This is a genomic window from Hyphomonas sp. FCG-A18 (assembly GCF_045287255.1).
In the GTDB taxonomy this organism is placed as follows: Bacteria; Pseudomonadota; Alphaproteobacteria; order Caulobacterales; family Hyphomonadaceae; genus Henriciella.
In genome coordinates, this window is sequence record NZ_CP137142.1 from 1690227 (window position 1) to 1714978 (window position 24752).

At 55.4% G+C, this 24752-nt stretch carries 27 protein-coding genes; 14 read left to right on the plus strand and 13 right to left on the minus strand.

Going from position 1 to position 24752, the window contains the following annotated elements:
- Positions 1–33 precede the first annotated feature (33 nt).
- From RYZ27_RS08370 to RYZ27_RS08380, 3 genes are read left to right on the plus strand one after another with little or no spacing between them, the layout of a single operon-like run.
- Positions 34–1224 carry an alpha-hydroxy-acid oxidizing protein gene (locus RYZ27_RS08370; RefSeq protein ID WP_406679037.1) on the plus strand — a complete coding sequence of 397 codons (1191 nt, stop codon included), beginning with the start codon at positions 34–36 and terminating at the stop codon, positions 1222–1224.
- Between the two features lie 11 nt (positions 1225–1235).
- A complete protein-coding gene (locus RYZ27_RS08375) occupies positions 1236–1658 on the plus strand; it encodes a DUF1330 domain-containing protein (RefSeq protein ID WP_406679038.1) in 423 nt (140 codons plus the stop codon).
- Positions 1655–2641 carry a glutathione S-transferase family protein gene (locus RYZ27_RS08380; protein WP_406679039.1) on the plus strand — a complete coding sequence of 329 codons (987 nt, stop codon included), beginning with the start codon at positions 1655–1657 and terminating at the stop codon, positions 2639–2641. The genes RYZ27_RS08375 and RYZ27_RS08380 overlap by 4 nt, the downstream gene beginning before the upstream one ends.
- Before the next feature lie 16 nt (positions 2642–2657).
- Here RYZ27_RS08380 and RYZ27_RS08385 read toward each other — a convergent pair whose 3' ends face one another.
- Positions 2658–3125, minus strand: coding sequence for a GAF domain-containing protein (locus tag RYZ27_RS08385; RefSeq protein WP_406679040.1), 468 nt, complete (start codon positions 3123–3125; stop codon positions 2658–2660).
- 134 nt (positions 3126–3259) lie between these two features.
- Here RYZ27_RS08385 and RYZ27_RS08390 point away from each other — a divergent pair, with 134 nt between their 5' ends.
- The 6 genes from RYZ27_RS08390 to RYZ27_RS08415 are packed head-to-tail and all read left to right on the plus strand — an operon-like array spanning position 3260 to position 9503.
- Positions 3260–4090: a hypothetical protein gene (locus RYZ27_RS08390; RefSeq protein ID WP_406679041.1), complete on the plus strand. Its 831-nt coding sequence runs from the start codon at positions 3260–3262 to the stop codon at positions 4088–4090.
- On the plus strand, positions 4087–5304 hold the full coding sequence (locus RYZ27_RS08395) for a DUF4350 domain-containing protein (protein WP_406679042.1): 1218 nt from the start codon (positions 4087–4089) through the stop codon (positions 5302–5304). Before RYZ27_RS08390 ends, RYZ27_RS08395 begins: the two co-directional genes overlap by 4 nt.
- Positions 5294–6250 (plus strand): AAA family ATPase, encoded by a 957-nt coding sequence (locus RYZ27_RS08400; protein ID WP_406679043.1) that lies wholly within the window; start codon positions 5294–5296, stop codon positions 6248–6250. The genes RYZ27_RS08395 and RYZ27_RS08400 overlap by 11 nt, the downstream gene beginning before the upstream one ends.
- Before the next feature lie 12 nt (positions 6251–6262).
- A complete protein-coding gene (locus tag RYZ27_RS08405; protein WP_406679044.1) occupies positions 6263–7576 on the plus strand; it encodes a DUF58 domain-containing protein in 1314 nt (437 codons plus the stop codon).
- A complete protein-coding gene (locus RYZ27_RS08410) occupies positions 7573–8574 on the plus strand; it encodes a stage II sporulation protein M (protein ID WP_406679045.1) in 1002 nt (333 codons plus the stop codon). Before RYZ27_RS08405 ends, RYZ27_RS08410 begins: the two co-directional genes overlap by 4 nt.
- Positions 8571–9503 (plus strand): RDD family protein, encoded by a 933-nt coding sequence (locus RYZ27_RS08415; RefSeq protein WP_406679046.1) that lies wholly within the window; start codon positions 8571–8573, stop codon positions 9501–9503. The genes RYZ27_RS08410 and RYZ27_RS08415 overlap by 4 nt, the downstream gene beginning before the upstream one ends.
- Before the next feature lie 3 nt (positions 9504–9506).
- On the opposite strand, the gene RYZ27_RS08420 is transcribed toward RYZ27_RS08415, so the two are convergent.
- The 5 genes from RYZ27_RS08420 to RYZ27_RS08440 form a co-directional block, all read right to left on the minus strand.
- A complete protein-coding gene (locus RYZ27_RS08420) occupies positions 9507–10010 on the minus strand; it encodes a MerR family transcriptional regulator (RefSeq protein WP_406679047.1) in 504 nt (167 codons plus the stop codon).
- Between the two features lie 17 nt (positions 10011–10027).
- Positions 10028–10324 (minus strand): integration host factor subunit alpha, encoded by a 297-nt coding sequence (locus RYZ27_RS08425; protein ID WP_406679048.1) that lies wholly within the window; start codon positions 10322–10324, stop codon positions 10028–10030.
- A 58-nt stretch (positions 10325–10382) separates the two neighbouring features.
- Positions 10383–11357: a beta-ketoacyl-ACP synthase III gene (locus tag RYZ27_RS08430; protein ID WP_406679049.1), complete on the minus strand. Its 975-nt coding sequence runs from the start codon at positions 11355–11357 to the stop codon at positions 10383–10385.
- The gene (plsX, locus tag RYZ27_RS08435) at positions 11354–12388 is read right to left on the minus strand and encodes a phosphate acyltransferase PlsX (RefSeq protein ID WP_406679050.1); all 1035 of its coding nucleotides are present in this window, start codon (positions 12386–12388) and stop codon (positions 11354–11356) included. The genes RYZ27_RS08430 and plsX overlap by 4 nt, the downstream gene beginning before the upstream one ends.
- Before the next feature lie 79 nt (positions 12389–12467).
- Positions 12468–13004, minus strand: a complete 537-nt coding sequence (locus RYZ27_RS08440; protein ID WP_406679051.1) for a ubiquinol-cytochrome C chaperone family protein — start codon at positions 13002–13004, stop codon at positions 12468–12470.
- 80 nt (positions 13005–13084) lie between these two features.
- On the opposite strand from RYZ27_RS08440, the gene RYZ27_RS08445 reads away from it, so the two are divergent.
- Both RYZ27_RS08445 and RYZ27_RS08450 read left to right on the plus strand, forming a co-directional pair.
- Positions 13085–13561: an outer membrane protein assembly factor BamE gene (locus tag RYZ27_RS08445; RefSeq protein WP_406679052.1), complete on the plus strand. Its 477-nt coding sequence runs from the start codon at positions 13085–13087 to the stop codon at positions 13559–13561.
- A gap of 77 nt (positions 13562–13638) precedes the next feature.
- Complete coding sequence (locus RYZ27_RS08450) at positions 13639–14793, plus strand: hypothetical protein (RefSeq protein WP_406679053.1); 1155 nt, start codon at positions 13639–13641, stop codon at positions 14791–14793.
- A 65-nt stretch (positions 14794–14858) separates the two neighbouring features.
- Here RYZ27_RS08450 and RYZ27_RS08455 read toward each other — a convergent pair whose 3' ends face one another.
- The 7 genes from RYZ27_RS08455 to RYZ27_RS08485 all read right to left on the minus strand — a co-directional run bounded on the left by RYZ27_RS08455 (position 14859) and on the right by RYZ27_RS08485 (position 21520).
- Positions 14859–17033, minus strand: a complete 2175-nt coding sequence (locus RYZ27_RS08455) for a sodium-translocating pyrophosphatase (RefSeq protein WP_406679054.1) — start codon at positions 17031–17033, stop codon at positions 14859–14861.
- Between the two features lie 143 nt (positions 17034–17176).
- On the minus strand, positions 17177–18073 hold the full coding sequence (gene thiL, locus RYZ27_RS08460; protein WP_406679055.1) for a thiamine-phosphate kinase: 897 nt from the start codon (positions 18071–18073) through the stop codon (positions 17177–17179).
- Between the two features lie 14 nt (positions 18074–18087).
- Positions 18088–18564, minus strand: a complete 477-nt coding sequence (nusB, locus tag RYZ27_RS08465; protein WP_406679056.1) for a transcription antitermination factor NusB — start codon at positions 18562–18564, stop codon at positions 18088–18090.
- Between the two features lie 70 nt (positions 18565–18634).
- Positions 18635–19072, minus strand: coding sequence for a 6,7-dimethyl-8-ribityllumazine synthase (gene ribH / locus RYZ27_RS08470; RefSeq protein ID WP_406679057.1), 438 nt, complete (start codon positions 19070–19072; stop codon positions 18635–18637).
- Between the two features lie 3 nt (positions 19073–19075).
- The gene (gene ribB / locus RYZ27_RS08475; RefSeq protein ID WP_406679058.1) at positions 19076–20203 is read right to left on the minus strand and encodes a 3,4-dihydroxy-2-butanone-4-phosphate synthase; all 1128 of its coding nucleotides are present in this window, start codon (positions 20201–20203) and stop codon (positions 19076–19078) included.
- Positions 20196–20840 carry a riboflavin synthase gene (locus RYZ27_RS08480; protein WP_406679059.1) on the minus strand — a complete coding sequence of 215 codons (645 nt, stop codon included), beginning with the start codon at positions 20838–20840 and terminating at the stop codon, positions 20196–20198. Before RYZ27_RS08480 ends, ribB begins: the two co-directional genes overlap by 8 nt.
- Before the next feature lie 20 nt (positions 20841–20860).
- Positions 20861–21520, minus strand: a complete 660-nt coding sequence (locus RYZ27_RS08485) for a RibD family protein (RefSeq protein WP_406679060.1) — start codon at positions 21518–21520, stop codon at positions 20861–20863.
- Positions 21521–21739: 219 nt separating this feature from the next.
- On the opposite strand from RYZ27_RS08485, the gene petA reads away from it, so the two are divergent.
- From petA to RYZ27_RS08500, 3 genes are read left to right on the plus strand one after another with little or no spacing between them, the layout of a single operon-like run.
- The gene (gene petA, locus RYZ27_RS08490; protein WP_406679061.1) at positions 21740–22309 is read left to right on the plus strand and encodes a ubiquinol-cytochrome c reductase iron-sulfur subunit; all 570 of its coding nucleotides are present in this window, start codon (positions 21740–21742) and stop codon (positions 22307–22309) included.
- An 18-nt stretch (positions 22310–22327) separates the two neighbouring features.
- Positions 22328–23782 carry a cytochrome bc complex cytochrome b subunit gene (locus tag RYZ27_RS08495; RefSeq protein WP_406679062.1) on the plus strand — a complete coding sequence of 485 codons (1455 nt, stop codon included), beginning with the start codon at positions 22328–22330 and terminating at the stop codon, positions 23780–23782.
- Between the two features lie 15 nt (positions 23783–23797).
- Complete coding sequence (locus RYZ27_RS08500) at positions 23798–24739, plus strand: cytochrome c1 (protein WP_406679063.1); 942 nt, start codon at positions 23798–23800, stop codon at positions 24737–24739.
- Positions 24740–24752 lie beyond the last annotated feature (13 nt).

Genomic DNA, 24752 nt, shown 5'->3' on the forward strand with positions numbered 1-24752 from the left:
CTGAATATTCAGAAAAGATATCAGGAGGACATCATGCAGGCTGACACAAGCAATCGCCCCGCCCATTTCGGGGATTATCAGAACGAGATTTACTTTGGCGGCCTGCAAGGCGTCATCCCCAAATATCCGGTTGAGTTCAAAACACTCGTCCAGCGTGCAACCGAGGCCATGCCGCCGCATGTGCTCAGCTATGTGCAGGGCGGCTGCGGTGATGAGTTGACCCAAGACCGCAATGCCAGCGCCTTTGCCCATTGGGGCATGGTTCCACGCATGATGGTTGATAGTCGTGTCCGCGATCTCTCAATCCTCCTGTTTGGGGATAAGCTTCATAGCCCCGCCTTCATGGCCCCGATTGGCGTGAACGGCATCGTCACGCAGGATGAACATGGTGACATCGCGGCAGCGAAAGCCTCGGCAATCACTGGCGTGCCCTTCATGGCCTCCACGCTTGCCAATGATCCGCTCGAAGAGGTCATCAAACATTGTGGTGACACCCCAGCCTATTTCCAGCTCTATACGCCGCGCCACAAGGGGCTGGCCGAGAGCCTGATCAGCCGCGCTGAGAAAGCTGGCTATAAGGCTCTGGTCGTCACGCTTGATACGTGGGTTACAGGGTGGCGTCCGCGAGACCTCGCAACCTCGAACTTCCCGCAATTGCGCGGCCATGTTCTGCAAAACTATTTCACCGACCCGGTCTTCCGCAGCCTGCTGGAGAAACCGCCGGAAGAAGATCCGGCAACCGCCATTCGCACATGGGCACCAATCTTTGCCGAGACGATGACCTGGGATCACCTGTCATGGCTGCGTGAGAGCACAAACATGCCGATTGTGCTGAAAGGTATCTGTCATGAGGACGATGCCCGTCGCGCCAATGATATGGGCGTGGATGCGATATACTGCTCCAACCATGGCGGGCGACAGGCAAATGGCGGGATTGGCGCGATTGATATGCTGCCCGGCGTCGTCAAAGGCGCAGGGGATACCCCGGTCCTGTTTGATTCCGGCATTCGCTCCGGCAGTGACATGGTCAAGGCTATTGCCCTTGGCGCAACTGCTGTTGGCGTTGGTCGCCCTTATGCCTATGGCCTCGCGCTCGGCGGCGCTGAGGGGGCGGCGCATGTCCTGAAATGCATCCTTGCCGAAGCCGACCTGATGATGGCCGTGAACGGCTATCCAACGCTTGAACATGTCCGCGCGCAAGGCGCACAACGCGTCGACGGATAGGAGAAACTGCCATGCCTGCTTTCCAACCCACCGCAGACCAGTTCCGCGCCTTTCGCGATGATCCGCATGATGGTCCTGTCTCTCAGGTCAATCTCCTCAAGTTCCGCGTGAAAGCCGAGTACAAGCCTGAAGACCCAGAATATGGTGAAGACTGCGATGGCCAGACGGCCTATGTCCGCTATTCAGAAGCCTTCACCAAAGCCGCAGCAGAAGTCGGGGGCACAACCAGCCTGCTCTCTGTAACAGAGCGCTACTTCATCGGTGGGGGGGATTGGGATGGCGTGCTGGTGAACACTTTCCCCAGCCGGCAAGCGTTCATTCAAACGTTGAACCATCCCAATTACAAAGACATGTCCCGCCACCGTGATGCAGGGCTTTTATGTCAGGAGTTGATCGTGACCCGCCCCCTCTGGCTGCACGGGGAAGAACAATGAGTGAGACCTATCACGTCTATGGCGCGTTAGGGTCCCCCTACTCCATGAAGGTCCGCGCTGCGATGCGCGCCAAGCGCCTGATCCATACCTGGACGGGGATGACCGTTGTGGACCGAATGGCGGTTATGCCGAACGCTAAAGTTCCAGTTATACCCGTCATTAAACGGCCCGACGGCACATGGACGAATGACTCAACGCCCTTCCTGATCGGCCTGGAAGGTGAAGGACGGGATCTACTCCCCCCTGATCCACTCGCGCATTTTGCCTGTCTCTTGCTCGAAGACATGGCCGATGAATGGTTCATGAAAGCCATGTTCCACTATCGCTGGGCGTACGAAGAGGATGCCGAATGGTGTGCCAACTGGCTGATGTTTGACAGCCTGCCCAATGCCGGACAGGAGCAAGTCGAGGAAGCGGCTGCTGACATTCGAGCGCGCCAGATTTCACGCATGGCTCTGGTTGGCTGTACCCCGCAAACAGGCCCACTGATTGAGGCAAGTTGGAAGCGCTGTTGCCGCCATTTGGAGGCCATGAGCCTGTCAGGCCAGCGCTTCCTGTTTGGTGATCGGATCAGCCTCGCCGATCTGGCTTTTTATGGCCAACTCAAAGTCATGTCCTACGACCCGACACCGATGGCGTGGCTACGGTCCGAAACGCCTTATCTCTACCGGTGGCTCGATCATGCCGATGATGCCAGCGGCATTGAAGGCGATTGGGTAGATGAGCTTTCCGTACCTGCAAAAGTCTTGCTGGGTGAAGCCGGGAAAACCTATCTCCCCTTCCTGCAAGCCAATCTCGACGCTCTGGAGGCAGGTGAGAAAACCTTCTCTCTTACCATTGAAGACGGAACGTATGAGCAAGGCACATTTGGATATCAGGCCAAGTGTCTGAAAAATCTGCGCGAAGCGTGGGCTGAGCTATCGCTTGAGAGTCAGAAACAGCTCGCCGATTGGATCGGTCCGAACGCCAGCATTTTGGCTTAGGACAAGCAAGGTCGAATCAAACCGTCAGCAGATCACGACAGATCGCTTCAAGCCCGGCCTGATCGATCTCATCAAAGGCATCCGGCTGCTCACTGTCGACATCGAGCACCGCAGCAAGATCGCCATTGGCATCAAAGACGGGCACTACAATTTCAGAATTGGTACGACTGTCACAGGCAATATGCCCCGGGAAAGCATGCACATCCGGCACAATAATAGTCTTCCCTTGGTCAGCGCAGGCCCCGCAAACCCCGCGCTCAAAAGGGATCCGCAGGCACCCCAAAGTGCCCTGATAGGGCCCCACAACCAGCTCGCGCTCCTTCAACGGATCAACAACATAGAACCCGGTCCAGAAAAACCGTGGACGAAACGCTTCGGCCAACAGGCAAGCAGCACTGGCATAACGCGCCGGAACATAGGTTTCTCCGGCAACCACCGCATCAATTTCTGCTTTTAACTCAGCATATTGCCTAGTCCGGTCCATGGTCTCGCCTTGTTTCTGCCAAGTCCGCCATATCGGATGAGATCATGCGCCGCGCAAGAGGCCATAGACGGCGCGCAAATCGTTTGGAATAAGCGTGGAATGCGGGAGGACTGGGTTTGAGCATAAATCAGCAAATGGCTTGGTACACAGGATTGCTCCTTGCGGCCTTTGTTTTGATGCTGCCCCTCACAGCGACTGCTCAAACAAACGAGACTATTCCTCCCGATGTGATTGAGGAACTCGCCACTCAAGACCCATATGAAGTTGATGCAAGCAATGCTGAAGTAAACGCCACTTTCTATGGCCTTGAAGCGATAGAGATCGAAGACTCACGTCTTGATGCAGCTCTTTCCAGTCTGGATGACCAAACCGACCTCCAAACCGAAAGGCCCGAAGAAGAGCCAGAACCCATCGAATTTCGAGAGCCCCGCGACCGCAATCCCATTCTTGAGGCCATCGGTGACTTCTTCGCGGATGTGTTCGGGTTTCTCGGCAGCACACTCGGCTACATCACGCTCTTTGTTGTCGCATTAGCGATACTTGTGGGCCTCTATTTCATGTTCGGTGAGGGGTTTGCTCTGCGCCGCCGTGAGGCAGAGACAAAACAAGGCAAGGATATCTCCATTGCGCCTGATCTGATGCCTGATGAAGCTTCCGCGCGGGCTTTGCTTGGCGATGCTGAAGCCCTCGCGCGCCAAGGGCGGTTTGCCGAGGCTGTTCATGCGCTCCTCTTCCGCTCCATTGACCTCATTCAGGAGCGCCAACCCGCCAGCGTAAAGCGCTCGCTTACGGCCCGTGAGATTGGCCGCCTGTCCAATTTACCGGACCTGATCCGTATGGGACTGGCCCCGATCATCAGGATTGTGGAGCGCAGCTATTTTGGCGGACGTCCCGTCGATGAAAATGGCTGGATAGAAGCGCGAACCGCCTATCAAAGCTTCGCCTTTGGGGAGGCACCATCATGAGTGAGCGGCTTCCTCAAACAGCCAATCCATTTTCAGCCCAGATCGTCGGTATTCTGGTTGCGGTTGGCCTGCTGACCTTTACCGCCATATTTGCCATGCTGGGCTGGTCGCCTGATCTGGCAGACAAAAACCGTGCTGGCGAACATCCCTACTCGACCTCAGCGCTCGGCTATCAGGGGCTTTTCCGTCTCCTCGAGGCAGATGGGCAAACCGTTACAATCTCGCGCCTTGCTCAAACACGCGACTATGCCGACGGCCTCCTGATCATCGCGATCCCTAGGTTTGGATTTGATCGTCTGGATGACTTCGTTCCCTCTACGACGAGTGAACCAACCCTCTATGTCTTACCGAAATGGTATGGACGCGCAGACCGCACGAAACGGTCCTGGCAGGAAGATACAGGCCTGCTCAGCAGTCATCTTGTTTCTGATATCCTGTCCACATTTGATAGTGATGCCAGGGTCTGGCGTTTGCGAAACCCGGGACAATTCTCAACACCCTTTGGTCTCGTCCAACCGGATTTTGAGCATGAGATGCAAGTAATTGACTCTGATAGCCTGAGACCGGTTATCAGTGTTCCCGGGGGTACCCTTGTCGCACAGATTCCAGCAACGGACATCTTCATTCTCTCAGACCCAGATATCTTGAACACGTTTGGCATTGTTCGGCGTGAAAATGCCCGCTTTGCCCTCGGCCTGATCGAAAGCCTCAAGCCCTACCCTGAAGCCCCGATTACGTTTGATGCGACCATTCACGGCTTTGAACGGTCGGAAAACCTCCTCAAGGCGATATTTGACATTCCTTTCCTAGGCGCGACCCTGATCGCCTTTGCAACTATGTTGTTGATCGGCTGGGGCGCAGCAATCCGCTTCGGACCACCCCAACGCGAGACCCGCGCCATTGCTTTTGGGAAACAAGCATTGGCCGACAATAGTGCGGGCCTGATCGCCATGGCGCGGCGCGAGGGCACAATGGCCCCGCGCTATCTCGAAGCGACCCGCCGTACCCTGATCCGCCATCTCGGTCTGCCCCGGCAAACCGATGATGCCACGCTTACAACAACCCTGAATGCCATCGCCAAACAGCGCGGCATAGACAGCAAGTTTGAAGACACAGGCGGGCCGCTCACCAGCGATGCTCGCACCCGCGAAGATTTGACAGATAAAGCCAACCGCTTGTGGCGTTGGCGCAAGGAGATCACTCATGGAGATTGATGCCATTAAAGACCTCGCCGGTCGCATCCGTGAACAGGTGGCAAAAGGGATTATCGGCCAGAGCGAAACCGTTGACCTGATGCTGACGGCCCTGTTCAGCGCAGGGCACGTGCTTCTGGAAGGCCCACCTGGAACCGCCAAGACCCTCCTCACGCAATGCTTCTCAGCCGCCATCAAACTCGATTTTGGCCGTATTCAGTTCACACCGGACCTGATGCCCGGCGATGTCCTCGGCACGAACTTGTTCAACTTCTCCACCAATGAGTTCACCCTGACCAAGGGACCGATCTTCACGGATATTCTGCTGGCAGATGAGATCAACCGAACCCCGCCTAAGACACAGGCCGCCTTGCTCGAAGCGATGCAGGAACGCAAGGTCACGATTGACGGTGATACTTATCCGCTGAACCCGCGTTTTACTGTCATCGCGACTCAGAACCCGATTGAGCAGCAAGGCACTTACCCGCTTCCGGAAGCCCAGCTTGACCGCTTCCTGTTCAAGCATGTCCTTGCCTACCCTACACACGAAGAAGAGCTCGCCATCGTTTCCGGCCATGGCAACCGGACAGGCATGAAAACCGCGAATGCTTTCGGGGTTGAAGCCGCTGTCACCGCAGAAGAGTTACAGGACGCCGTAGATAGCGTGTCTCAGGTTCGCGTTCAGGATGATATTGTCGCCTACATTGTCGACATCATTCGCGCGACCCGCGAGACACCGGCCCTGAGTGTTGGCGCAAGCCCACGCGCAGCTGCTGCGCTTGCCGCCGCCAGCCGTGCCCGTGCTGCCCTCGATGGGCGAGACTATGTTGTGCCCGATGATGTAAAATATCTGGCGCTCCCAGCCCTGCGCCACCGTGTTATCCTGTCTCCAGCCGCAGAAATTGAAGGGCGCACAACCGACGAGACACTGATCGATATTATCGAACAGACCGCAGCGCCACGTTAAGGGCAAACTGCCATGATCGCCCCGACCCTGCGTTCCATCCTGCTGATGTTTACTGGCCTGCCAGTCCTGCTCTTCGTAGCGGTGGCTGCGCCACAGTTATGGGTGATCAGTGCCGGCTGGCTCGCCGGGATTGCGGGTTTGATGCTGACCGACCTGATCCTGGCTGGTCGTCCAGCGCAGGCCGATATAGGGCTCAAGGCTCCGCCCCTGTTATATATGGGGGCAGACGACCCCGTCGATTTCAGCCTGACCATGATGGCGGGCCCCAAGCCCGGCAAGGTCAACGCCTTGCTTGAAGTGAACACGCTCATCACCTCCCCCATCCCAACCGAGTTGCGGGGATGGACCGGGCGCACTCATGAATGGTCTATCCCGCTAACACCGATACGCCGCGGCGAAGGAAAGCTGATCCGCTTATGGCTTGATTGGACAGGGCCTTTGGGCCTCTTGCGCCTGCGAAAAGTCGTCCCACTGGACCACGCCATTCCGATCACTCCAAATACGCGCTGGGTGCAGGAAGAAGCCGTTCGCCTGTACACCAGAGATGCTGATTTCGGCATCAAGATGCAGATTGATCGCGGCGATGGATCTGAGTTCGACGCTTTGCGAGAATTTGTCAGTGGCATGGATCGCCGCGCCATCGACTGGAAGCATTCAGCCCGCCACCGCACGCTCCTCGCCAAAGAGTTCCGAACCGAGCGCAACCACAATATCGTCTTTGCGTTCGATACTGGCCGTTTGATGTGCGAGCCGCTTGGCGGCGTGCCCAAGATTGACCGGGCCATCAATGCTGCGCTTCTGCTGGCCTATGTCAGCTTACGTTCAGGCGACAAAACTGCCCTGTTCGGCTTTGATGCCCGCCCAACCGTGACCTCTAATGTCCTGACCGGAGCGGGCGCCTTCCCCCATATGCAGCGCTTGGCTTCGCGGTTGGATTACTCGGCTGAAGAAGCCAATTATACTCTCGCCCTGACGGCGCTTGCTTCCCGACTTGAGCGGCGCAGCCTGATCATTCTGTTCTCGGATTTTGTAGATACGATTTCCGCCGAGCTGATGCTCGAAAACGTACGTCGCTTGCAAGATCGCCATCTGGTCGTATTCGCCTGTTTCGAGGATGAGCCGCTAAACCAGCTTATAGATGCTGAGCCTAGACAAGCCGCAGACGTCTCCCGCGCTGTCATAGCTGATAGCCTGCTGCGGGACCGGGAGCTGGTCTTGCGCAAGCTTGAACATATGGGCGTTCAGGTGATTGAAACGCGGCCAGAGCGCTTTGGCGCTGATCTGATCAGCCGCTACCTTGAGATCAAGCGGAGGGAAATGCTGTGAACGATCGCGTCATCAAATCCTACCGCTTCCGTGAAGAGCGCGAGACCGACTGGCACCGCCTTGATCACATCATCAAGAAGGCCGAGGCGCGCGGTTCCGCAGGCCTCAGTGATGAGGACATGGCCGCCCTGCCCGGTCTCTATCGACAAGCTGTGTCTTCCTTGTCCGTCGCGCGTAGCATTTCCCTTGATCAGAATGTGATCGCCTATCTCGAAAGCCTGACCGCGCGCGCTTACTTCTTCGTCTATGGATCGCGAACCCGAATGGGTGAGCGGATCGTACAATTCTTCCGGACCGATTGGCCCGCAGCGGTTTCCGGGGCATGGCGACCGACCTTGCTGGCCTTTGTCTGTCTGTTTGGCCCGGCTTTGTTGGCCTTCATCCTGACTTTGAATGATAGCGAGTGGTTCTGGACCTTCCACTCTGGATGGGAATCCCGCAATCCCAATGCAACCTATGCTGAGTTACGAGATACGCTGTATACCGAAGACACCGATATTATAGACCTGCTCAGCGCTTTTGCGGCGGATCTGTTCTCTCATAACAGCCGAATTGCGATTTTTGCTTTTGCACTAGGGTTCGCCTTTGGCATCCCGACGGCTGTTTTGCTGGCCTATAATGGCGTGTATCTCGGCAGCTTCTATGCCGTCTTCTGGGCCAAGGGTCTGGGATATGAGCTTACGGGCTGGCTCTTCATTCACGGCGTAACCGAGCTGTTCGCGGTCATCCTTGCTGGCGCGGCAGGCTTCATGATTGGCGGGGCTGCGGCCTTCCCCGGTCGACATTCGCGATTAGAAGCGCTGCGCTTGCGGGGAGAGAAGGCCGGAAACGTCATTGCAGGCGCAGTTGTCATGCTCTTCATCGCCGCCTTGATCGAAGCATTTGGACGACAGCTCATCAATAATGATGTGGTGCGCTATGCCTTTGCTGGCACCTCTCTCATCCTGTGGCTCACCTACTTCTACCTCCCGCGTCGCCAACCCGGAGACCGCGCATGAGCGATGTGAGTGTTGGAAAGCAGCGCCGTGCGGCTTTGGCCCGCCGAAAGGCCTTGGAAAAGCACGCTCAGAAAGAGGCCAAGCGTGTCAAAACGCTGATCACACCTGAAGGGGCCGCTCTGAATTTGCGTATCGCCAGCGCCGGGGAACGCGCTGGGGCCTTCCTCCTCGATTTCGCCATCCAGATTGTCAGCATCATTCTCGTTATCCTCGGGATCAGTATTATTGCCGGTTCCATGGGCATGCGCGGCTGGCAGGTCGCAGGCGCCGTTGCCACGGTCATTATTTTCTTCATCCGTAATTTCTACTTTATCTTCTTCGAAATCGGTCGCCGCGCGGCGACTCCCGGCAAACGCGCCCTCGGTCTGCGCGTCGCGGCCAGAAATGGCGGACGTCTGAAGTCAAACGCCGTGATCGTCCGAAACTTTATGCGGGAACTGGAAGTCTTTGTTCCGCTAAGCGTGCTGGCCTCATTCCTGTTCATAGACAGTCAGATCAGTGCCTGGATAAACCTCGCACTGCTCGTCTGGAGCGGGATATTCCTGCTTTTTCCACTGTTCAATCGCGAAAAGATGCGAGCGGGTGATCTGATCGCGGGAACGATTGTTGTCCACGCCCCAAAGGTTCAGCTTCTTAAAGACATCACCACCACGACAGCCAGTACCGAGGCAAACGCGCTTTCATTCACACCAGAGCAGCTAAACGTGTATGGCATTCACGAACTGCATGTTCTTGAAGATGTGCTGCGTCAGTCCACGCCGGAAATCCGCAAAACGGTTACAGAACGCATCCAAAAGAAAATCGCATGGGAGGAAGGCCCCATGGATGATCTCAAGTTTCTGGAAGGCTTCTACACTGCCCTGCGTAAGCACCTTGAACAGCGCATGCTGTTTGGCGAGCGCAAGGCAGACAAGTTTGATAAACGCTGAGTGCTAAGCAGCCTTGCGCAAACGTGCTGCATCAAGGCGAGCCTTGATATCGGTCAGGTCCGCCAGAACAGCTTCGAGCTTTCGACCAGTCTCAGCGCGCTCAGCGGGCGCAAATTTGGCGTCGAATGATTTTGCGACTGTTTCCTGAAGCGCGCGGGCCGGACTATCGACCGGGTCTTCTGTCTTGGCCTCAGCGGGCGCTGAAACCAGATTCACATCCCCTTCCAGAACAGCCGCAACACTCTGCTCGTTAAGAAGATTGAGCGCCCCTTTCAGGGTCAGACCACGCTCATGCACCAGGATCTGAATGGCCCGCAAGGCAGCCATATCCTCAGGCCGGAACATGCGCCGGCCATCGCGGCGCTTGAGCGGTTTTACAAACTTGCCAAACTTGGTTTCCCAATAGCGCAACACATGGGTTTGCAGGCCGAGTTCCTCTGCGGCTTCACCGATTGAACGGTAAGCATCTGCGGATTTCTCTACACGGCGTGCGGTTGTGCGGGCCATTGGCAAGTCTTTCTTGTCTAATTGCCGTCGACCTTGGTTTTCAGGGCCGGCGAAGGTTTAAAGGTCACGACCCGCCGTGCTGAAATTGTCGCCTCTACCCCGGTCTTGGGGTTGCGTCCTTCACGTGCAGCCTTGCGGCGCACCTGAAAATTGCCAAAGCGCGAGAGCTTCACCAGCCCTTCATGCTCCAGGCTGGATGAAACGAGTTCAAGCATACGATCAAGCAGGTCTGAGGATTCCTGCCGCGTCAGACCAACCTCACGCACAATCGCGTCAGTCAGTTCAACTCGGGTCAGGGTTTGCTGAGTAGTCACAGGTTCAGGCTCCTCTTCGTTAACAATAGAGGGCCAAGTCTTAACGAAATACCAAAAATTAGAGGCGGAAGAGGCTAGCCCCCCATGAAAATCCACCCCCCATGGCCTCGCTCAGGATTAACTGGCCCGGTTTTATACGACCATCGCTGACCGCAGTGTGCAAAGCAAGAGGAATCGACGCCGCAGACGTGTTGCCATGCTGGGATACAGTCGAGACAACCTTATTCTCATCGAGCTTCATTTTCTTGGCCACACCGCTCAAAATCCGCTGATTGGCCTGATGGGGGACAAACCAGTCAATCTCATCGACATGCGTTCCGGTTTCTTTCAGGACGACATCAATTGCGCTGGAAATATTGGTCACCGCATGGCGGAACACCTGGTTCCCTTGCATGCGCACATGGCCAATCGTTCCTGTCGAAGATGCGCCACCATCGACATAGAGTAAGTCACTTTTGGTGCCATCGGTCTGAATGTGATGCGCGAGAATTCCGCGATCACCAGACGTGTCAGCAGCCTCGCGTGTCATGACAACCGCGCCGGCACCATCCCCGAACAGCACGCATGTACCACGATCAGACCAATCCAATAGCCGTGTGAAGGTCTCTGCACCAATCACCAGTGCCGTCTTGAACAGGCCATTCTTGAGCATGGAATCTGCGGTCGCCATGGCAAACAGAAAGCCCGAACAGACTGCCTGCACATCAAACGCAGCACCAGCACCGGTTTCCAGCTTTGCCTGCACGGCTGTGGCCGTCGCCGGGAAGGTCTGATCTGGTGTCGTCGTTGCAAGAATGATCAGATCAACATCAGCAGCAGCGATGCCCGCATTTGACAAGGCCTGTCGCGCCGCAGCCGTGGCGAGATCAGATGTCAGCTCTCCATCAGCCGCAATATGACGCTGCTTGATCCCTGTCCGCGCCTGGATCCACTCATCAGATGTATCGACAATCTTCGACATATCATCATTGGTCATGATCCGCTCAGGCAGATAACCGCCCGTGCTACGAATTATGCTGCGCCATTCACTCACGCCTGATCCTCCGCCATCACACCATTTGCTGCCCGGATAAGACCGCGGGCGACCTCATCCATGTAGTTGCTATCAGCCAGACTTGCCGCCAAGCCAAGCGCCGTCTCAAAACCTTCGGCATCTGTGCCACCATGACTCTTCACTGCAACCCCATTCAGGCCGAGTAAAACGCCACCGTTAACACGCGACGGGTTCATCATATGCTTAAGCTTCTTTAACCCAGAAGCCGCAAGCCCTGCGCCCAGCTTGCTCATCGTTGAACTCGTCAGCGCATCCCTGACATAGCTTGCCACCAGCCGGGCTGTCCCCTCCGCCGTTTTCAGTGCGACATTGCCGGTAAACCCATCGGTCACGATAACATCGACTGCCCCCGTAGAGATATCATTGCCTTCGACATAGCCACGGAAGTCCAGTCCGAGCGCATCATCGCGCAAGCGCTCAGCCGCAAGCTTCAGTGTATCGCGTCCCTTTTCCTCTTCGGAGCCAATATTCAACAGGCCAATTGTCGGTTTAGCTGTACCGAGCACAGCACGGGCGTAAGCCTCGCCCATAATGGCATAGGTTACCAATTGATCAGAATCAGCTTCGAGATTCGCACCAACGTCGAGCACGATGGAGCGCCCCGTTACGGTCGGCCAGATCGCCGTCATTGCAGGGCGATGAACGCCCTCCATCTTGCGCAAGGACATCATCGCAAACGCCATGAGTGCGCCTGTATTCCCAGCAGATACCGCCGCAGCCGCTTCACCGGCTTTCACAGACTGAACAGCGCCCCACATGCTCGTACCATTACGTCGACGCAGCGCCGCTGAAGGCTTCTCACTCATTGAGATCACGTCATCATGGTGCAGGATCTGGCAACGTTCGCTCAAGCCACGAGCCGACAGGCCGGGCTCGAGGACAGATGCTTTACCATGAACCAAAAATGAGACATCGCTTCGCTGGTCAGCGAAACGCTTCAGCCCGTCGAGCACAACATCCGGCGCATTGTCGCCGCCCATGCCATCGACGGACAGGATCAGACTGCCCATAGACAGACCTCCATTCCTCTACAGATCGCGCAACCTATGCGGCGTTATCACCAAAGGCAACGCCCGTAACGCAAGCAAGCTATGCAAGCTTGCGCCAACCGACTTGCCCGGCCAGCAAAGCTGCCTCATCCAATCTGGCTAACTCACCCTCACGCAGCATCACCCAATCGGCCAAGGCCTCCTTGTGTTCGTCCGCTTTGATGATGCCGTTACGGCGCAAGACTTCAGCCAGGGGTTCATCCCCCTTTCCTGCAAGCGCGGCATCGATTGCACGAGCTAGGCCAAAGAATTCCTCCCCCATCTTGCGCATGCGTCGCGCAATGGATGAATCGCCAACACCATGCTCGCGCAAGGCATGATCAAATCCTGAAAAAACTTCGCGATAGACGCCATCCGCCAGCGCGCGCCCTTCGCTGCCAATATCCCGCAGGCGGCGCAAAACCAGAATTGTGACCAGTGACGCCATGGCGAATCGCCCTTCCAGCGTGTCCGTTACCCAACCGCGCAGAAAGGGCTCTGGATCACGGGCCATCGCCATAATCTCGCTATGCCACTGCTCTGACACCCGCTTATCTGCGTCTTGCTTGCCCAGCCATTTCCGAATCTGACCAAACATCAATGTTCCTTCCTGCCGCCGGGCGCTTGCCAGCAGGCCTGTTTCACCGTTATCTCAGCGCCAGTAACAGGAGTTCCGCCATGGCGCGACGTGTCATTCTTGCTTCCATCGCCTTATCAGCGCTGACAACGGCTTGTATTACACCGATTGAAGACTTTCACGGGTATACATCAGATGATGTGCAGCCCGCTGAAATCCAGCCTGGAATCGATACCCGCGCCAGCGTTCTGGCACAACTTGGGTCGCCATCGACTGAGAGTATCTTTGACGAGAACACATGGTTCTATATCTCCACACAGCGTGAGCGGATTGCGTACCTAACGCCAAAGACCAAAGAACGTTTGATTACAGCTATCCGCTTCACTGAAGAAAACGTCGTTGATGAAGTTGTTGAGTATGATGAGACTGATGGTCAAATCATCTCCTACGCTTCCCGCGAAACCGCCACACGGGGTCGCGAACTGAATGTCTGGGAACAGCTATTCGGCAATATCGGCGCTGTTGGCCTGCCTCGTACTGATGAATCAACACCGGGCAACCCAACCGGCCGCCGCTAGATAAAAGATAGCCCTATAGGGTCATTACTTTTGCGAACCACGTGATAGTCTCAAGGAGGTTATTGAATGGGTGCGACATGAAGTATTGGAAAAGCATGCTGGCTTGTGCTGCTGCGTCTGCGGCCATTAACGTCTCTGTGCATGCTGAAAACGACCTCGTCACTCTGGAAGCCATAAACCATTATAAAGCACTGACCGTGGCCGAGATGGTGGATGACAAATGCCATCAAATGCCCTTCGTCGAGCGAGCTTTGCTCGTAGATGCCATGATTGAAGCGGCTCATATGTTGCCGCCTATCGCCGAAAGCGTTGCAAATGGCAATGATTCCCAAACCTATTTCACCGTATGGGAGCAAACGACCAAACCAATCAGGGAAGAGGTTGCCGTAGCTGTTGAGTCCTTTCCCTGTGACAATGCCCATATCGCTTTCGGGCGCGCGCGTATGCTCACCTATATTGATATCGTCGCACATTTCCAGAATGGCCGGGAAACATTTTTGGCAACCGCCTCCAATCGAGAAAAAGCTAATCTTTCGGGAATCATAGACTTCGTGAAGCAACGTTTCTCGACCTCTCAAGAAGGATCGTTCGAGCGCGCAATAGCGCAACGTATGCAAAAGATTGAGTATACGGGCGAGGATGCTGCCAATCGCACGAAATACATGCTGGGCCTAATGTTCATCACTCAGCTTCTGGGTGACAAAGAGCACGATATTCGCTGGCAAGCCGACTCCATGACATGGGGCCTCTATGACATCCAAAAGAATAGATTCGTGCGCGGTTACCACTTTGAAAAGCCAAGGCTAGATTATCGGTTTACGGTGGAAGGCGATACGGTCTTGGACCGAACTTATGACAAAGAACCTGTCGTGATTATCCCCGGCACACGCGATAAAAGAATTACAATTCTGGCCCTGTCCACAAATCCCACTGCTCCGCTTCAAAACACGGAAGCAACAATAATCATGGGAACGGGCATCTTCGGGACTTACAAAAGTAACCCGGCTTATGACTGCCCAGTCGACGCTTGTCTGGAATTCTCAAGCTTAGACACACAAGTCATTCGTGACCGGATTGAACGCGATAATGGCGAACACTCCGCCTCCTTTTACCTCAACGAAATCAGCGAGAATTTTGGCTCAATCACGCCGAAAGATCTGCGCCAGGACCAGGGTTTGTCACCTTTCCAAGGACCAAAACTATTCCTTCGAGACGAGTTCTTTGACGAATAGCCAGAAACAAAAAAAGCCCCGGATCACTCCGGGGCTTTTCCAAATTTAAATATTGAGATGTGCACCTAGTGGCCACCAGCCAGAACAGCCAGCATCAAGAGCGCCACGATATTCGTGATCTTGATCATCGGGTTCACCGCAGGGCCAGACGTATCCTTGTACGGGTCACCAACAGTATCACCGGTTACAGCAGCTTTGTGGGCCTCAGAGCCCTTTCCGCCATGATTGCCATCTTCGATATACTTTTTCGCATTATCCCAAGCACCACCGCCTGATGTCATGGAAATCGCCACGAAGAGACCGGTGACAATCACACCAAGCAACATCGCGCCAACCGCAGCGAGCGCCGCAGATGGCCCTGCAATCAGCCAGATCGCAACAAAGAGAACAATCGGTGACAGCACTGGCAGCAGTGATGGCACAATCATTTCCTTGATCGCGGCAGATGTCAGAATATCCACAGCCTTACCATAGTTTGGCTTGGATGTGCCCTCCATGATGCCTGGATCATTCTTGAACTGGCTACGCACCTCTTCCACAACGGCTTGCGCCGCGCGGCCCACGGCCATCATCGACATACCGCCAAACAGGAATGGCAACAGGCCACCGAACAACAGGCCAACAACCACGTACGGGTTAGCGATCGAGAAGTTCACTGCGCCAATGCCATAGAAGAAGCTGCCTTCTACGGCATTTGCCGCAAAGTATTTCAGGTCTTCATTATAGGCAGCAAACAGCACCAGAGCTCCAAGACCAGCTGAGCCAATCGCATAGCCCTTGGTCACCGCTTTTGTCGTGTTTCCAACCGCATCCAGGGCATCTGTTGTGTCGCGCACAGAACTGTCCAGTTCGGCCATTTCAGCAATACCGCCAGCATTGTCGGTCACAGGACCAAACGCGTCGAGCGCCACAATCATACCGGCCAGAGCCAGCATGGTTGTGGTTGCAATCGCGATCCCGAACAGACCGGCGAGGTTAAAGGTCAGGATGATCCCGGCAATAATTGTCAGAGCCGGAAGCGCTGTGGATTCAAGCGATACCGCCAGCCCCTGGATCACATTTGTACCATGACCAGACTCAGAGGCCTTGGCCACAGACTTCACCGGACGATAGCCGGTTCCTGTATAGTACTCGGTGATCACAACGATCAGAGCGGTGACTGCAAGACCAACAAGACCACATAGGAACAGATCCATACCGGTCACGCTTGCGGCGCTCGAACCATCTGCCGTTGTCAGGCCAAGAGCTGCGCCAGCACCTGCCAGTTCACCGAAGCCACTTGGTAGAGCGTACTGAACCGCAACGGCCAGACCAACAATGGTCAGAAGCCCTGTCACGATCAGGCCTTTATATAAAGCCCCCATAATATTGGTGGAGCCTTTACCGAGCTTCACAAACCATGTGCCGATGATCGAGGCAATGATACACACCGCGCAGATCGCCAGCGGGAATAGCATGAGCGCACCAAGATAGGCCTGTCCGCCAAAATAGATCGCGGTCAGAACCATGGTCGCCACAATTGTCACCGCATAGGTTTCGAACAGGTCAGCGGCCATACCGGCACAGTCACCAACATTGTCACCAACATTGTCCGCAATCGTTGCAGCGTTACGTGGGTCATCCTCTGGAATACCAGCTTCAACCTTACCAACCATGTCGCCGCCAACGTCAGCACCCTTGGTGAAGATACCGCCGCCGAGACGCGCGAAGATCGAGATCAGAGAAGCGCCGAAGCCGAGTGCCACAAGGCCATCAACAACAGCACGGCTTTTCACTTCATAGCCAACAACGCCAACCAGCAGGCCGTAATAAGCAACAACCCCAAGCAGAGCGAGGCCAACCACAAGCAGACCTGTCACCGCACCAGACTTGAACGCCATTGAAAGGCCGCCCTGCAGGCTTTCGCTTGCCGCATGAGTTGTACGTACGTTTGCCTGCACCGAAACTTTCATCCCGATAAAGCCGGCTGCACCGGACAAAACCGCGCCCAGCACGAAGCCGAGCGGCACTTCCCAGTTACGGAACAGGATGACGAGTAGGATTGTGACCCCCACGCCAACATAGGCAATTGTTGTATACTGGCGCTTCAGATAGGCATTCGCGCCTTCCTGAATGGCTGCAGCGATTTCCTGCATGCGGTCGTTACCGGCACTTGCCTTCATGATGCTGCTCGACTGCAGCCAGCCATAGAAAATCGCGCCAACCGCCGCGACTAAGGCTATCCAAAACCAGAGGGTCATATTTCCCCTTCTCCCTTACATTATATTGCTTTTCAGGGCCTTCGGCCCCACGCTTATTTTTTATGTGCCCCATGACTGCTACACAGACCGTGAGTCTGCAAGAAATATCGCGTCAAAGGCGAATCAGCACTCTACCAGAAGCCTTAATGCTCAAAGCCAAGGGTTGATGGCACGTTAACGCGTGCGCCCTTATAAGTGAGGTTCAAACTCGGCCTATCCGTCAAAATACCAATCTCGCTAAAATTTTTCAGCGCCAGACCTTTTGGCGCGCTGATCAGGATGCGGTAATCATCACCGCCTGCGCATTGAGCCAGGATTGCTTCCAAATCACTTGTTGGCTCTGCCAGGGGTACACGGTCCAGAAATAGTTCGGCACCGCAGTCACTCGCTTCTGCCAGACGATTCACGTCGATCAACAGACCATCAGAAATATCCATACTCGCTGAGGCATGACTTGCGACGATTTTGGCAGAGTTCAGCGGGCTAATAGCAGGAACGCGATAGCGGTAAGCGACGTCGTTTTCCTCACCACGCTGCGTGGCCTGTAAGCCCAAATAGCCCCAGCCAATCTCACCACACAGATACAATGCTTCGCCAGCACGCCCGCCACCACGCTTGATTGGGCGCTCAGCTAAACATTTCCCAGTCATGGTGATAGTCACCGTCAAAGGCCCGGTCGTACCAACCATATCCCCGCCAACCAAAGACACATCATAGCGTTTCAGATCTTCACCGAGGCCTTCGATGAAAGCCGCGAAGCGTTGCTCATCCCAATCCCGCGGCCAGGCAATCGATAACAGCGCCTCAAGCGGGCGCGCGCCCTTGGCATAAATATCAGAGACATTCACGCGGATGGCTTTCTGGCCAACCGTCCGCAACGGATCGTCAGGGAGAAAATGCACCCCCTCAACGATTGTATCCATGGTTGCGATAATCGTGCCCGACGTGTGCAAGGTCGCAACATCATCGCGCAGCCCATCAGCGCCAGGAGCATCCACAAGTGGAGAAATATAGCGCCTGATCCATGTCGTTTCATGCATCAGATTATCTTGGCCTAGGCTTCCTCAGGCCGCAAATCTTTCGAGACATTATCGAGGACGGCATTGACGAAATTCGCCTCAGTCTTGTCGAAGAAATCGTGCGCAAGTGAAACATACTCATCCAGCAGGATACGCCGCGATAATTCCTGATGCGCGACCAGTTCAGCAACCGCCGCCCGCAAGATCGACCGCGTTGTGCTGTCGAGCCGGGACAACTTCCAGCCCTTTGAGAGGCGCGACAGGATTGCCTTATCAACCGTCGTTTGATGCTCAATGGTTGCGTTGACGATCGACTTGAACAAGTCTGGATCGGCTTCCTCAATCGGAATTTCATCCGCGCCCATACCCAAACGATCATCCATCAGGTCACGGATCGCCGCTTTACCGCTCTGCCCGGTCTGCTCCATCTGATAGAGTGCCTGTACGGCAGCCAGGCGGGCACCGGCGCGACGCGCACGGATAATATCGAAAGGAAGCTTCTGTTCAGTCATCGCGCGTCCATGCCATCGGCGCATCTAAAAAGCCATGCCGTTTAGCTGTCGCAGGTGTCAAAAACCACCTTTAGCGGACGAACTTCTTGCGCAGCTTCAGCATCTCGAGACACGCAAGCGCCGCGTCACGACCCTTATTTTTCTCGCTGCGGCGCGCGCGCGCCAGGGCCTGCGCTTCATTCTCGACCGTCAGGATACCATAACCAATCGCCAGACGGCGCTCTGTTGCAAGACGCATCAGGCCACGCGCACTCTCACCACAGACATAATCATAATGGCTGGTTTCACCGCGGATTACACAGCCAAGAGCAATGTAGCCATCCCAGCGCCCGCTATCGGCAGCCATAGCAATCGCACCGGGTACCTCAAATGCACCGGGCACCATAATGGTTTCAATCTCGATCTCGTCTTCAGACTCTGCCAGCGTATCGCGAACGCCTGCTTCAAGCTCTTCAGAGATGTGCTGGTAGTAAGGAGAATTGACGATCAGGATACGGTGTAGCGCCATGGTCTAGTCTTTCTTTGTCGTAAGGGGCTGCCACCCTTCAATGGTCAGGTCATATCCATCCAGACCAGCCACACGGGTCGGTTCTGTGTCGGACAAGTAAATCATTTTCCGCACACCAAGCTCACGCAGGATCTGAGCGCCAACGCCATATTCCCGGATCGGCGTATGTCCATCGGCAGGTTCAGGCGTTTTCAGCCCCAGACGCTCGGCCAGCGCATTGGGTCGCATCGTATTGACGAAAACCACAACGCCCGGCTCATCTGCTTCGGCAATAATCTTCATCGCTTTCTCAACAAGGCCTTCGCGAGGGCCTTTCTCGCCGAGAATATCGGCCAAGACGTCAGTGCGGTGCACGCGGACAATTGTTGTGCTGTCTGGTTTGATCTCACCATGGACGATCGCGATATGCTCCGAACCATCCAGCGCATTACGATAGATTACTGTTCTGAAGCCGTTTCCGTATGCGCTCTCCAAAGGTGCCTCGACCCGGCGCTCCAGATAGCGGTCATGCTTGCGCCGCCACTCAATCAGATCAGCAATCGTACCAATTTTCAGATTGTGGAATTGGGCAAAGGTCACAAGCTCTGGCAAGCGGGCCATCGAGCCATCATCGTTCATGATCTCACAAATGACACCAGCCGGATAAAGCCCGGCCATGCGGGAAATATCCACGGCCGCTTCAGTATGCCCGGCACGCACCAAAGTCCCGCCATCGCGCGCCACCAGCGGGAAGACATGCCCCGGTGAGACAATATCGTTCTCATCCTTGGTTGGGTCGATTGCCACCATAACCGTATGACTGCGGTCATGGGCTGAAATTCCGGTCGTTACCCCTTCAGCCGCCTCGATTGATACTGTGAAGGCCGTCCCCATGCTCTCGCGGTTTTCACGCGCCATCATGTCCAGCTTTAGAGACCGCGCCCGTTCATCCGTCATCGCCAGGCAGATCAGGCCACGGCCATACTTCGCCATGAAGTTGACCGCCTCCGGTGTCGCAAAATTCGCCGGGATAATCAGATCACCTTCATTCTCGCGATCTTCGGCATCGACGAGAATATACATCTTGCCGTTACGAGCATCCTCGATGATCTCATCAATCGACGAGATGGCGCTGGAAAAATCTTCAGCCATTTTTGGACCCTTCGGCATCATGGGGCTTAGGCGCATCAACGCCGATCATGCGGGCGACGTAACGTGCCAGCATATCAATCTCAAGGTTTACGCGGCTACCGGGCTGCAATTGAGCCAGCGTCGTCACTTCCCATGTATGCGGAATAATCGCCAATTGGAAATCTCCATTCGGCAAAGCATCCGCCACAGTGAGCGAGACACCGTTTACAGCCGCTGATCCTTTTTTGGCGAAGTATTTTGCAATCTCGGCGGGCGGGCGAATCGTCAAACGCCAGCTTTGCCCCTCTGGTTCCACCGAAACCACTTCGCCAACGCCATCAACATGTCCAAATACAAAGTGCCCACCGAGCTCCTGACCCAGCTTAAGGCTCTGCTCCAGGTTGACCTTACTGCCGACGCTCCATTCGCCCAGAACGGTGACATCAAGCGTTTCCGGAACAGCTTCAACAGCAAACCAGCTACCGTCTTCACGCGCGCCAAAGTCGACAACGGTCAGGCAGACCCCGGCATGCATAATCGATGCGCCCATCTCTATGCTGTCAGGCTCAAACGAGGACTCGACTTCAAATCGGCGCAGGCCATTGCGGTCTTCAGCCTTCCGAATAGTGCCAACGTCAGTGACGAGACCTGTAAACATATCCGCCCTCCTCTTGAGCTTTAGGCCCTTACATAAGTCTCCAGAACGTCATCCCCAATCCGTTCCGTGGCGGCAGTGTGCCAACGCGGCGCAGCTTTCATCTCTGTCAGGCCCAAAGCCGCGACGGCAGGTAATCCATCCCCGCCGATCAGAATCGGTGCCCGGAACCATTCAATCCGGTCAACCAGCCCCGCCATAATGAAGCTCGCCGCCAGCTTTCCACCGCCTTCAAGAAAGATGCTTTGCAGATTTGCAACCGCGCAATGATCTAGCAAACGGGTCGGTGACACCTGACCATCTGTATCGCCGCAGCGCCAGACTTTCGCCCCCCTGTCTTCAAGCGCTTGAACCCGCCCACCATCGGGCTGGGCTGCCGCAATGATCACCGGGCCGACACTGACCGACTGAAGCAGCCGGCCTGTAACAGGGGTTCGGGCATGACTATCGGCAATCACCCGAACGGGCTGGCGCTCTGGCGGGGGAACCGTGCGGGCCGTCAACAAAGGGTCATCAGCCATGACTGTGCCAACACCGACCAGGACGGCATCGTGCTCAGCTCGCATTTTATGTACGCGGGCCCGCGACTCACTTCCGGTAATCCACTGGCTAACCCCATTGGAAAGGGCAATTCGGCCATCCATACTTGTGGCAATTTTCAGCGTAACTTCAGGGCGCGGCATGCCTTAGTCTCCATGATTTATGCCTGTTTCACCCGACTCCGCCCCTGCGGCAAGGCGTCATCACTTCTGCCAATACGTAAGCTCCGCAGTTGAAATACCGCGCAACCCGCGCTAGGCGGCGGTTTGGAATGGGGAGGCATTGCGTCGCTGCGCCGCAATGATCAGTGCCTCCAAACTGTGTATCTGGGTGCAAACCCTAATGTCGAAGGACCTTAATTCGTGAGCGATTCCCAAACGACACACCCCGAAGCCATTGACGAAGAGCGTCGTGACTTCATTCATGTTGCTGCCGTAACCACTACAGTTGTTGGTGCAGGCCTTGTCGGATATGTCTTTGTCGATCAGATGAATGCAGCCGGTGATACAAAGGCCGCTTCCAGCCTCGAAATTGATATTTCGAAAATCCCGGTTGGCGGTGAAATCCGCGTTCTGATCGGTGGTAAACCTTTCTTTCTGCGCAATCGGACCCCGGAAGAAATCGCCGCAGCAGTAAATGTCAGCCTGGATAAGCTGCCTGATCCGGAAAGCGATGCCGATCGTCTTCGCCCGCTTCCAAGTGGCGAACTGAACCCGGCCATCATCGTGACCTCGGGCAGTTGTACACACCTTGGTTGTGTTCCCGTTGGCCCAGGTGGCGGTGCTCTGGGTGATTATGGTGGCTGGTACTGCCCTTGCCATGGCTCACACTACGACACCTCTGGTCGTATCCGCAAAGGCCCGGCGCCAACCAACCTGCCGGTTCCTGATTATGAATACGTGACCGATACGGTCGTGAAGATTTCACTCTAAAGGAAGGACAAGAGATCCATGAGCGGACACGAGTCCACCTATAAGCCGCAGACTGGCTTCACGAAGTGGCTGGATAGCCGCCTTCCGATTGTTCGGTTGGCGCATGACAGCTTTGTTGATTTCCCAACCCCGAAGAACCTCAACTACTGGTACACATTCGGCGGCATTCTGGCGATCTGTCTCGCCATTCAGATCATTACCGGTGTGGTTCTGGCCATGCACTATACTGCCACCGTTGGCGAGGCATTTGCCTCGGTTGAGCGGATCATGCGCGATGTGCCTTATGGCTGGCTGATCCGGAATATTCACATGGTCGGTGCGTCCATGTTCTTCTTGGCTGTGTATGTCCACATGTTCCGTGGCCTCTATTACGGCTCGTACAAGGCACCGCGCGAAGTCTTGTGGATCCTTGGCTGTATCATCTTCCTTCTGATGATGGCGACGGCTTTCCTTGGCTACATGCTGCCATGGGGTCAGATGTCTTTGCACGGTGCGAACGTGATTATCGGCCTGTTTGGTGCAATCCCACTGGTTGGTGAGAGCATCCAGTCATGGTTGATGGGCGGACCGTCTGTCGGAAACCAGACTCTGCAACGCTTCTTCTCGCTGCACTATCTGCTGCCCTTCATGATTGCGGGTGTTGTTATCCTGCACATCTGGGCGCTCCACGTCCCTGGCAATAACAACCCAACCGGGGTTGAGGTCAAAGACGTTGAGAAAGACACTGTGCCATTCCACCCGTATTACACGGTCAAAGACGGGTTCGCGATTGTTATCTTCCTACTGATCTTTGCGGCTTTCGTGTTCTATTTCCCGAACGTGCTTGGCCATGCCGATAACTATATCGAAGCCAATCCATTGGTGACCCCTGCGCACATTGTGCCGGAGTGGTACTTGTTGCCATTCTACGCGATCCTGCGGGCAATTACCTTTGATATCGGCCCGATTGACGCGAAGCTTCTGGGCGTGATCTTTATGTTCGGTGCGATCGCTGTGCTGTTCATTCTGCCATGGCTCGACACGTCCAAGGTCAAGTCCATGCGCTATCGCCCTGTGGCAAAGCAGTTCTTCTTTGGCTTTGTCGTGGCCTGCCTTCTACTTGGCTGGTGCGGCGCGACAAACCCGGACAACCCAATCGTCTCATTTGGCTCTGACAAGCTGATCGTGACCTATACTGATAGCGCAGGCATTGAAGGCTCAGCTGTCTTTGACGGTTATGAAGAAGCTGCAGCTTTCCGTGGTGAGCAAGTCACAGCAGGTGGTACAGCCTCACTTGCGATCGAAAAAGCAGGTGCGTTCACCTTCCTGCATCTCGGTCAGATTTTGACCGCTTACTACTTTGCCTACTTCCTGCTGATCCTGCCAATCCTGGGTCTGCGTGAGAAGCCAAAGAATGAGCCAGAGTCTATTCACCAGTCCATTCTGGACACACCGCACGCTCGGTCTGAACCAACGCCAATTGCGGCCGAATAGAGGACACAGAGAGATATGAAACTCCTACGTACACTCATTGTTGGTCTTGGCGCGGCGTCCTTGGTCCTGTCTGCGCACGCCGCTGGCGGCAGCAAAAAAGCGAAAGCCCCTGAAGGCGGCTGGGCATTTGCTGGCCCTCTTGGCGAGCTTGAAATGGACAGTGTGGCCCGTGGTTATCAGGTCTACCGCGAGGTTTGCGCCGCTTGTCATGGCATGAAGCTTCTATCTTACCGGAACCTCGGTGAGAAAGGTGGCCCATTCTACGACCCCAAATACCCAAATGCGAATGACAACCCACTTGTCAAAGCATTTGCGGCTGAGGATGAAATCCTTGACCCAAACCCGGATGAGAATGGCGACCCGGTCTACCGCCCAGCCCGTCCGTCTGATCCATTCCGCTATCCATATGCCAATGAGCAGCTGGGCCGCGCCGCGAATGGCGGTGCTTATCCACCGGATCTTTCTGTGATCACCAAAGCCCGCGGCAAAGGCAATGATGGCGATGGCGCAAGCTATGTTTATTCCCTGCTGAAAGGCTATCCTGATCCAGATACGATCAAGACTCGCGAAGGTGAGGATGGTCAGCGCGTCAACTATATCAAGTTTGATAAAGGTGACACGCACGGCACTCTGATCCAGCCAATTGGTCAGTACTACAATCCCTACATGGCTGGTGACTCAACGGCTCAGTGGGAAGGTGATCCACGCCACGTGCCTTATGGTGGCTTCCTTGCCATGGCACCACAGCTCACAGATGGCCGTGTCGAGTACATGGATGGTACAGAAGCCACTGTTCAACAGATGGCCTATGACGTTGCCCAATTCCTGCACTGGGCCGGTGATCCAAAGCAGTCCCAGCGCAAGACGCTAGGCCTGCCAACCATGATCTACCTGCTTCTGCTCGCAGTTCTGTTGTGGTTCTCTTACAAGCGCATCTGGCGGAACGTTAAGCACTAGCCGCTTAACAGCC

What these genes read in the sequence shown, in the direction of transcription:
- RYZ27_RS08370 (WP_406679037.1), top strand. Translation starts at nt 34, where the DNA reads ATGCAGGCTGACACAAGCAATCGCCCCGCCCATTTCGGGGATTATCAG.
- RYZ27_RS08375 (WP_406679038.1), top strand. Translation starts at nt 1,236, where the DNA reads ATGCCTGCTTTCCAACCCACCGCAGACCAGTTCCGCGCCTTTCGCGAT.
- RYZ27_RS08380 (WP_406679039.1), top strand. Translation starts at nt 1,655, where the DNA reads ATGAGTGAGACCTATCACGTCTATGGCGCGTTAGGGTCCCCCTACTCC.
- RYZ27_RS08385 (WP_406679040.1), bottom strand. Translation starts at nt 3,125, where the DNA reads ATGGACCGGACTAGGCAATATGCTGAGTTAAAAGCAGAAATTGATGCG.
- RYZ27_RS08390 (WP_406679041.1), top strand. Translation starts at nt 3,260, where the DNA reads ATGGCTTGGTACACAGGATTGCTCCTTGCGGCCTTTGTTTTGATGCTG.
- RYZ27_RS08395 (WP_406679042.1), top strand. Translation starts at nt 4,087, where the DNA reads ATGAGTGAGCGGCTTCCTCAAACAGCCAATCCATTTTCAGCCCAGATC.
- RYZ27_RS08400 (WP_406679043.1), top strand. Translation starts at nt 5,294, where the DNA reads ATGGAGATTGATGCCATTAAAGACCTCGCCGGTCGCATCCGTGAACAG.
- RYZ27_RS08405 (WP_406679044.1), top strand. Translation starts at nt 6,263, where the DNA reads ATGATCGCCCCGACCCTGCGTTCCATCCTGCTGATGTTTACTGGCCTG.
- RYZ27_RS08415 (WP_406679046.1), top strand. Translation starts at nt 8,571, where the DNA reads ATGAGCGATGTGAGTGTTGGAAAGCAGCGCCGTGCGGCTTTGGCCCGC.
- RYZ27_RS08420 (WP_406679047.1), bottom strand. Translation starts at nt 10,010, where the DNA reads ATGGCCCGCACAACCGCACGCCGTGTAGAGAAATCCGCAGATGCTTAC.
- plsX (WP_406679050.1), bottom strand. Translation starts at nt 12,388, where the DNA reads ATGGGCAGTCTGATCCTGTCCGTCGATGGCATGGGCGGCGACAATGCG.
- RYZ27_RS08440 (WP_406679051.1), bottom strand. Translation starts at nt 13,004, where the DNA reads ATGTTTGGTCAGATTCGGAAATGGCTGGGCAAGCAAGACGCAGATAAG.
- RYZ27_RS08445 (WP_406679052.1), top strand. Translation starts at nt 13,085, where the DNA reads ATGGCGCGACGTGTCATTCTTGCTTCCATCGCCTTATCAGCGCTGACA.
- RYZ27_RS08450 (WP_406679053.1), top strand. Translation starts at nt 13,639, where the DNA reads ATGAAGTATTGGAAAAGCATGCTGGCTTGTGCTGCTGCGTCTGCGGCC.
- RYZ27_RS08455 (WP_406679054.1), bottom strand. Translation starts at nt 17,033, where the DNA reads ATGACCCTCTGGTTTTGGATAGCCTTAGTCGCGGCGGTTGGCGCGATT.
- thiL (WP_406679055.1), bottom strand. Translation starts at nt 18,073, where the DNA reads ATGCATGAAACGACATGGATCAGGCGCTATATTTCTCCACTTGTGGAT.
- nusB (WP_406679056.1), bottom strand. Translation starts at nt 18,564, where the DNA reads ATGACTGAACAGAAGCTTCCTTTCGATATTATCCGTGCGCGTCGCGCC.
- ribH (WP_406679057.1), bottom strand. Translation starts at nt 19,072, where the DNA reads ATGGCGCTACACCGTATCCTGATCGTCAATTCTCCTTACTACCAGCAC.
- ribB (WP_406679058.1), bottom strand. Translation starts at nt 20,203, where the DNA reads ATGGCTGAAGATTTTTCCAGCGCCATCTCGTCGATTGATGAGATCATC.
- RYZ27_RS08480 (WP_406679059.1), bottom strand. Translation starts at nt 20,840, where the DNA reads ATGTTTACAGGTCTCGTCACTGACGTTGGCACTATTCGGAAGGCTGAA.
- RYZ27_RS08485 (WP_406679060.1), bottom strand. Translation starts at nt 21,520, where the DNA reads ATGCCGCGCCCTGAAGTTACGCTGAAAATTGCCACAAGTATGGATGGC.
- RYZ27_RS08495 (WP_406679062.1), top strand. Translation starts at nt 22,328, where the DNA reads ATGAGCGGACACGAGTCCACCTATAAGCCGCAGACTGGCTTCACGAAG.
- RYZ27_RS08500 (WP_406679063.1), top strand. Translation starts at nt 23,798, where the DNA reads ATGAAACTCCTACGTACACTCATTGTTGGTCTTGGCGCGGCGTCCTTG.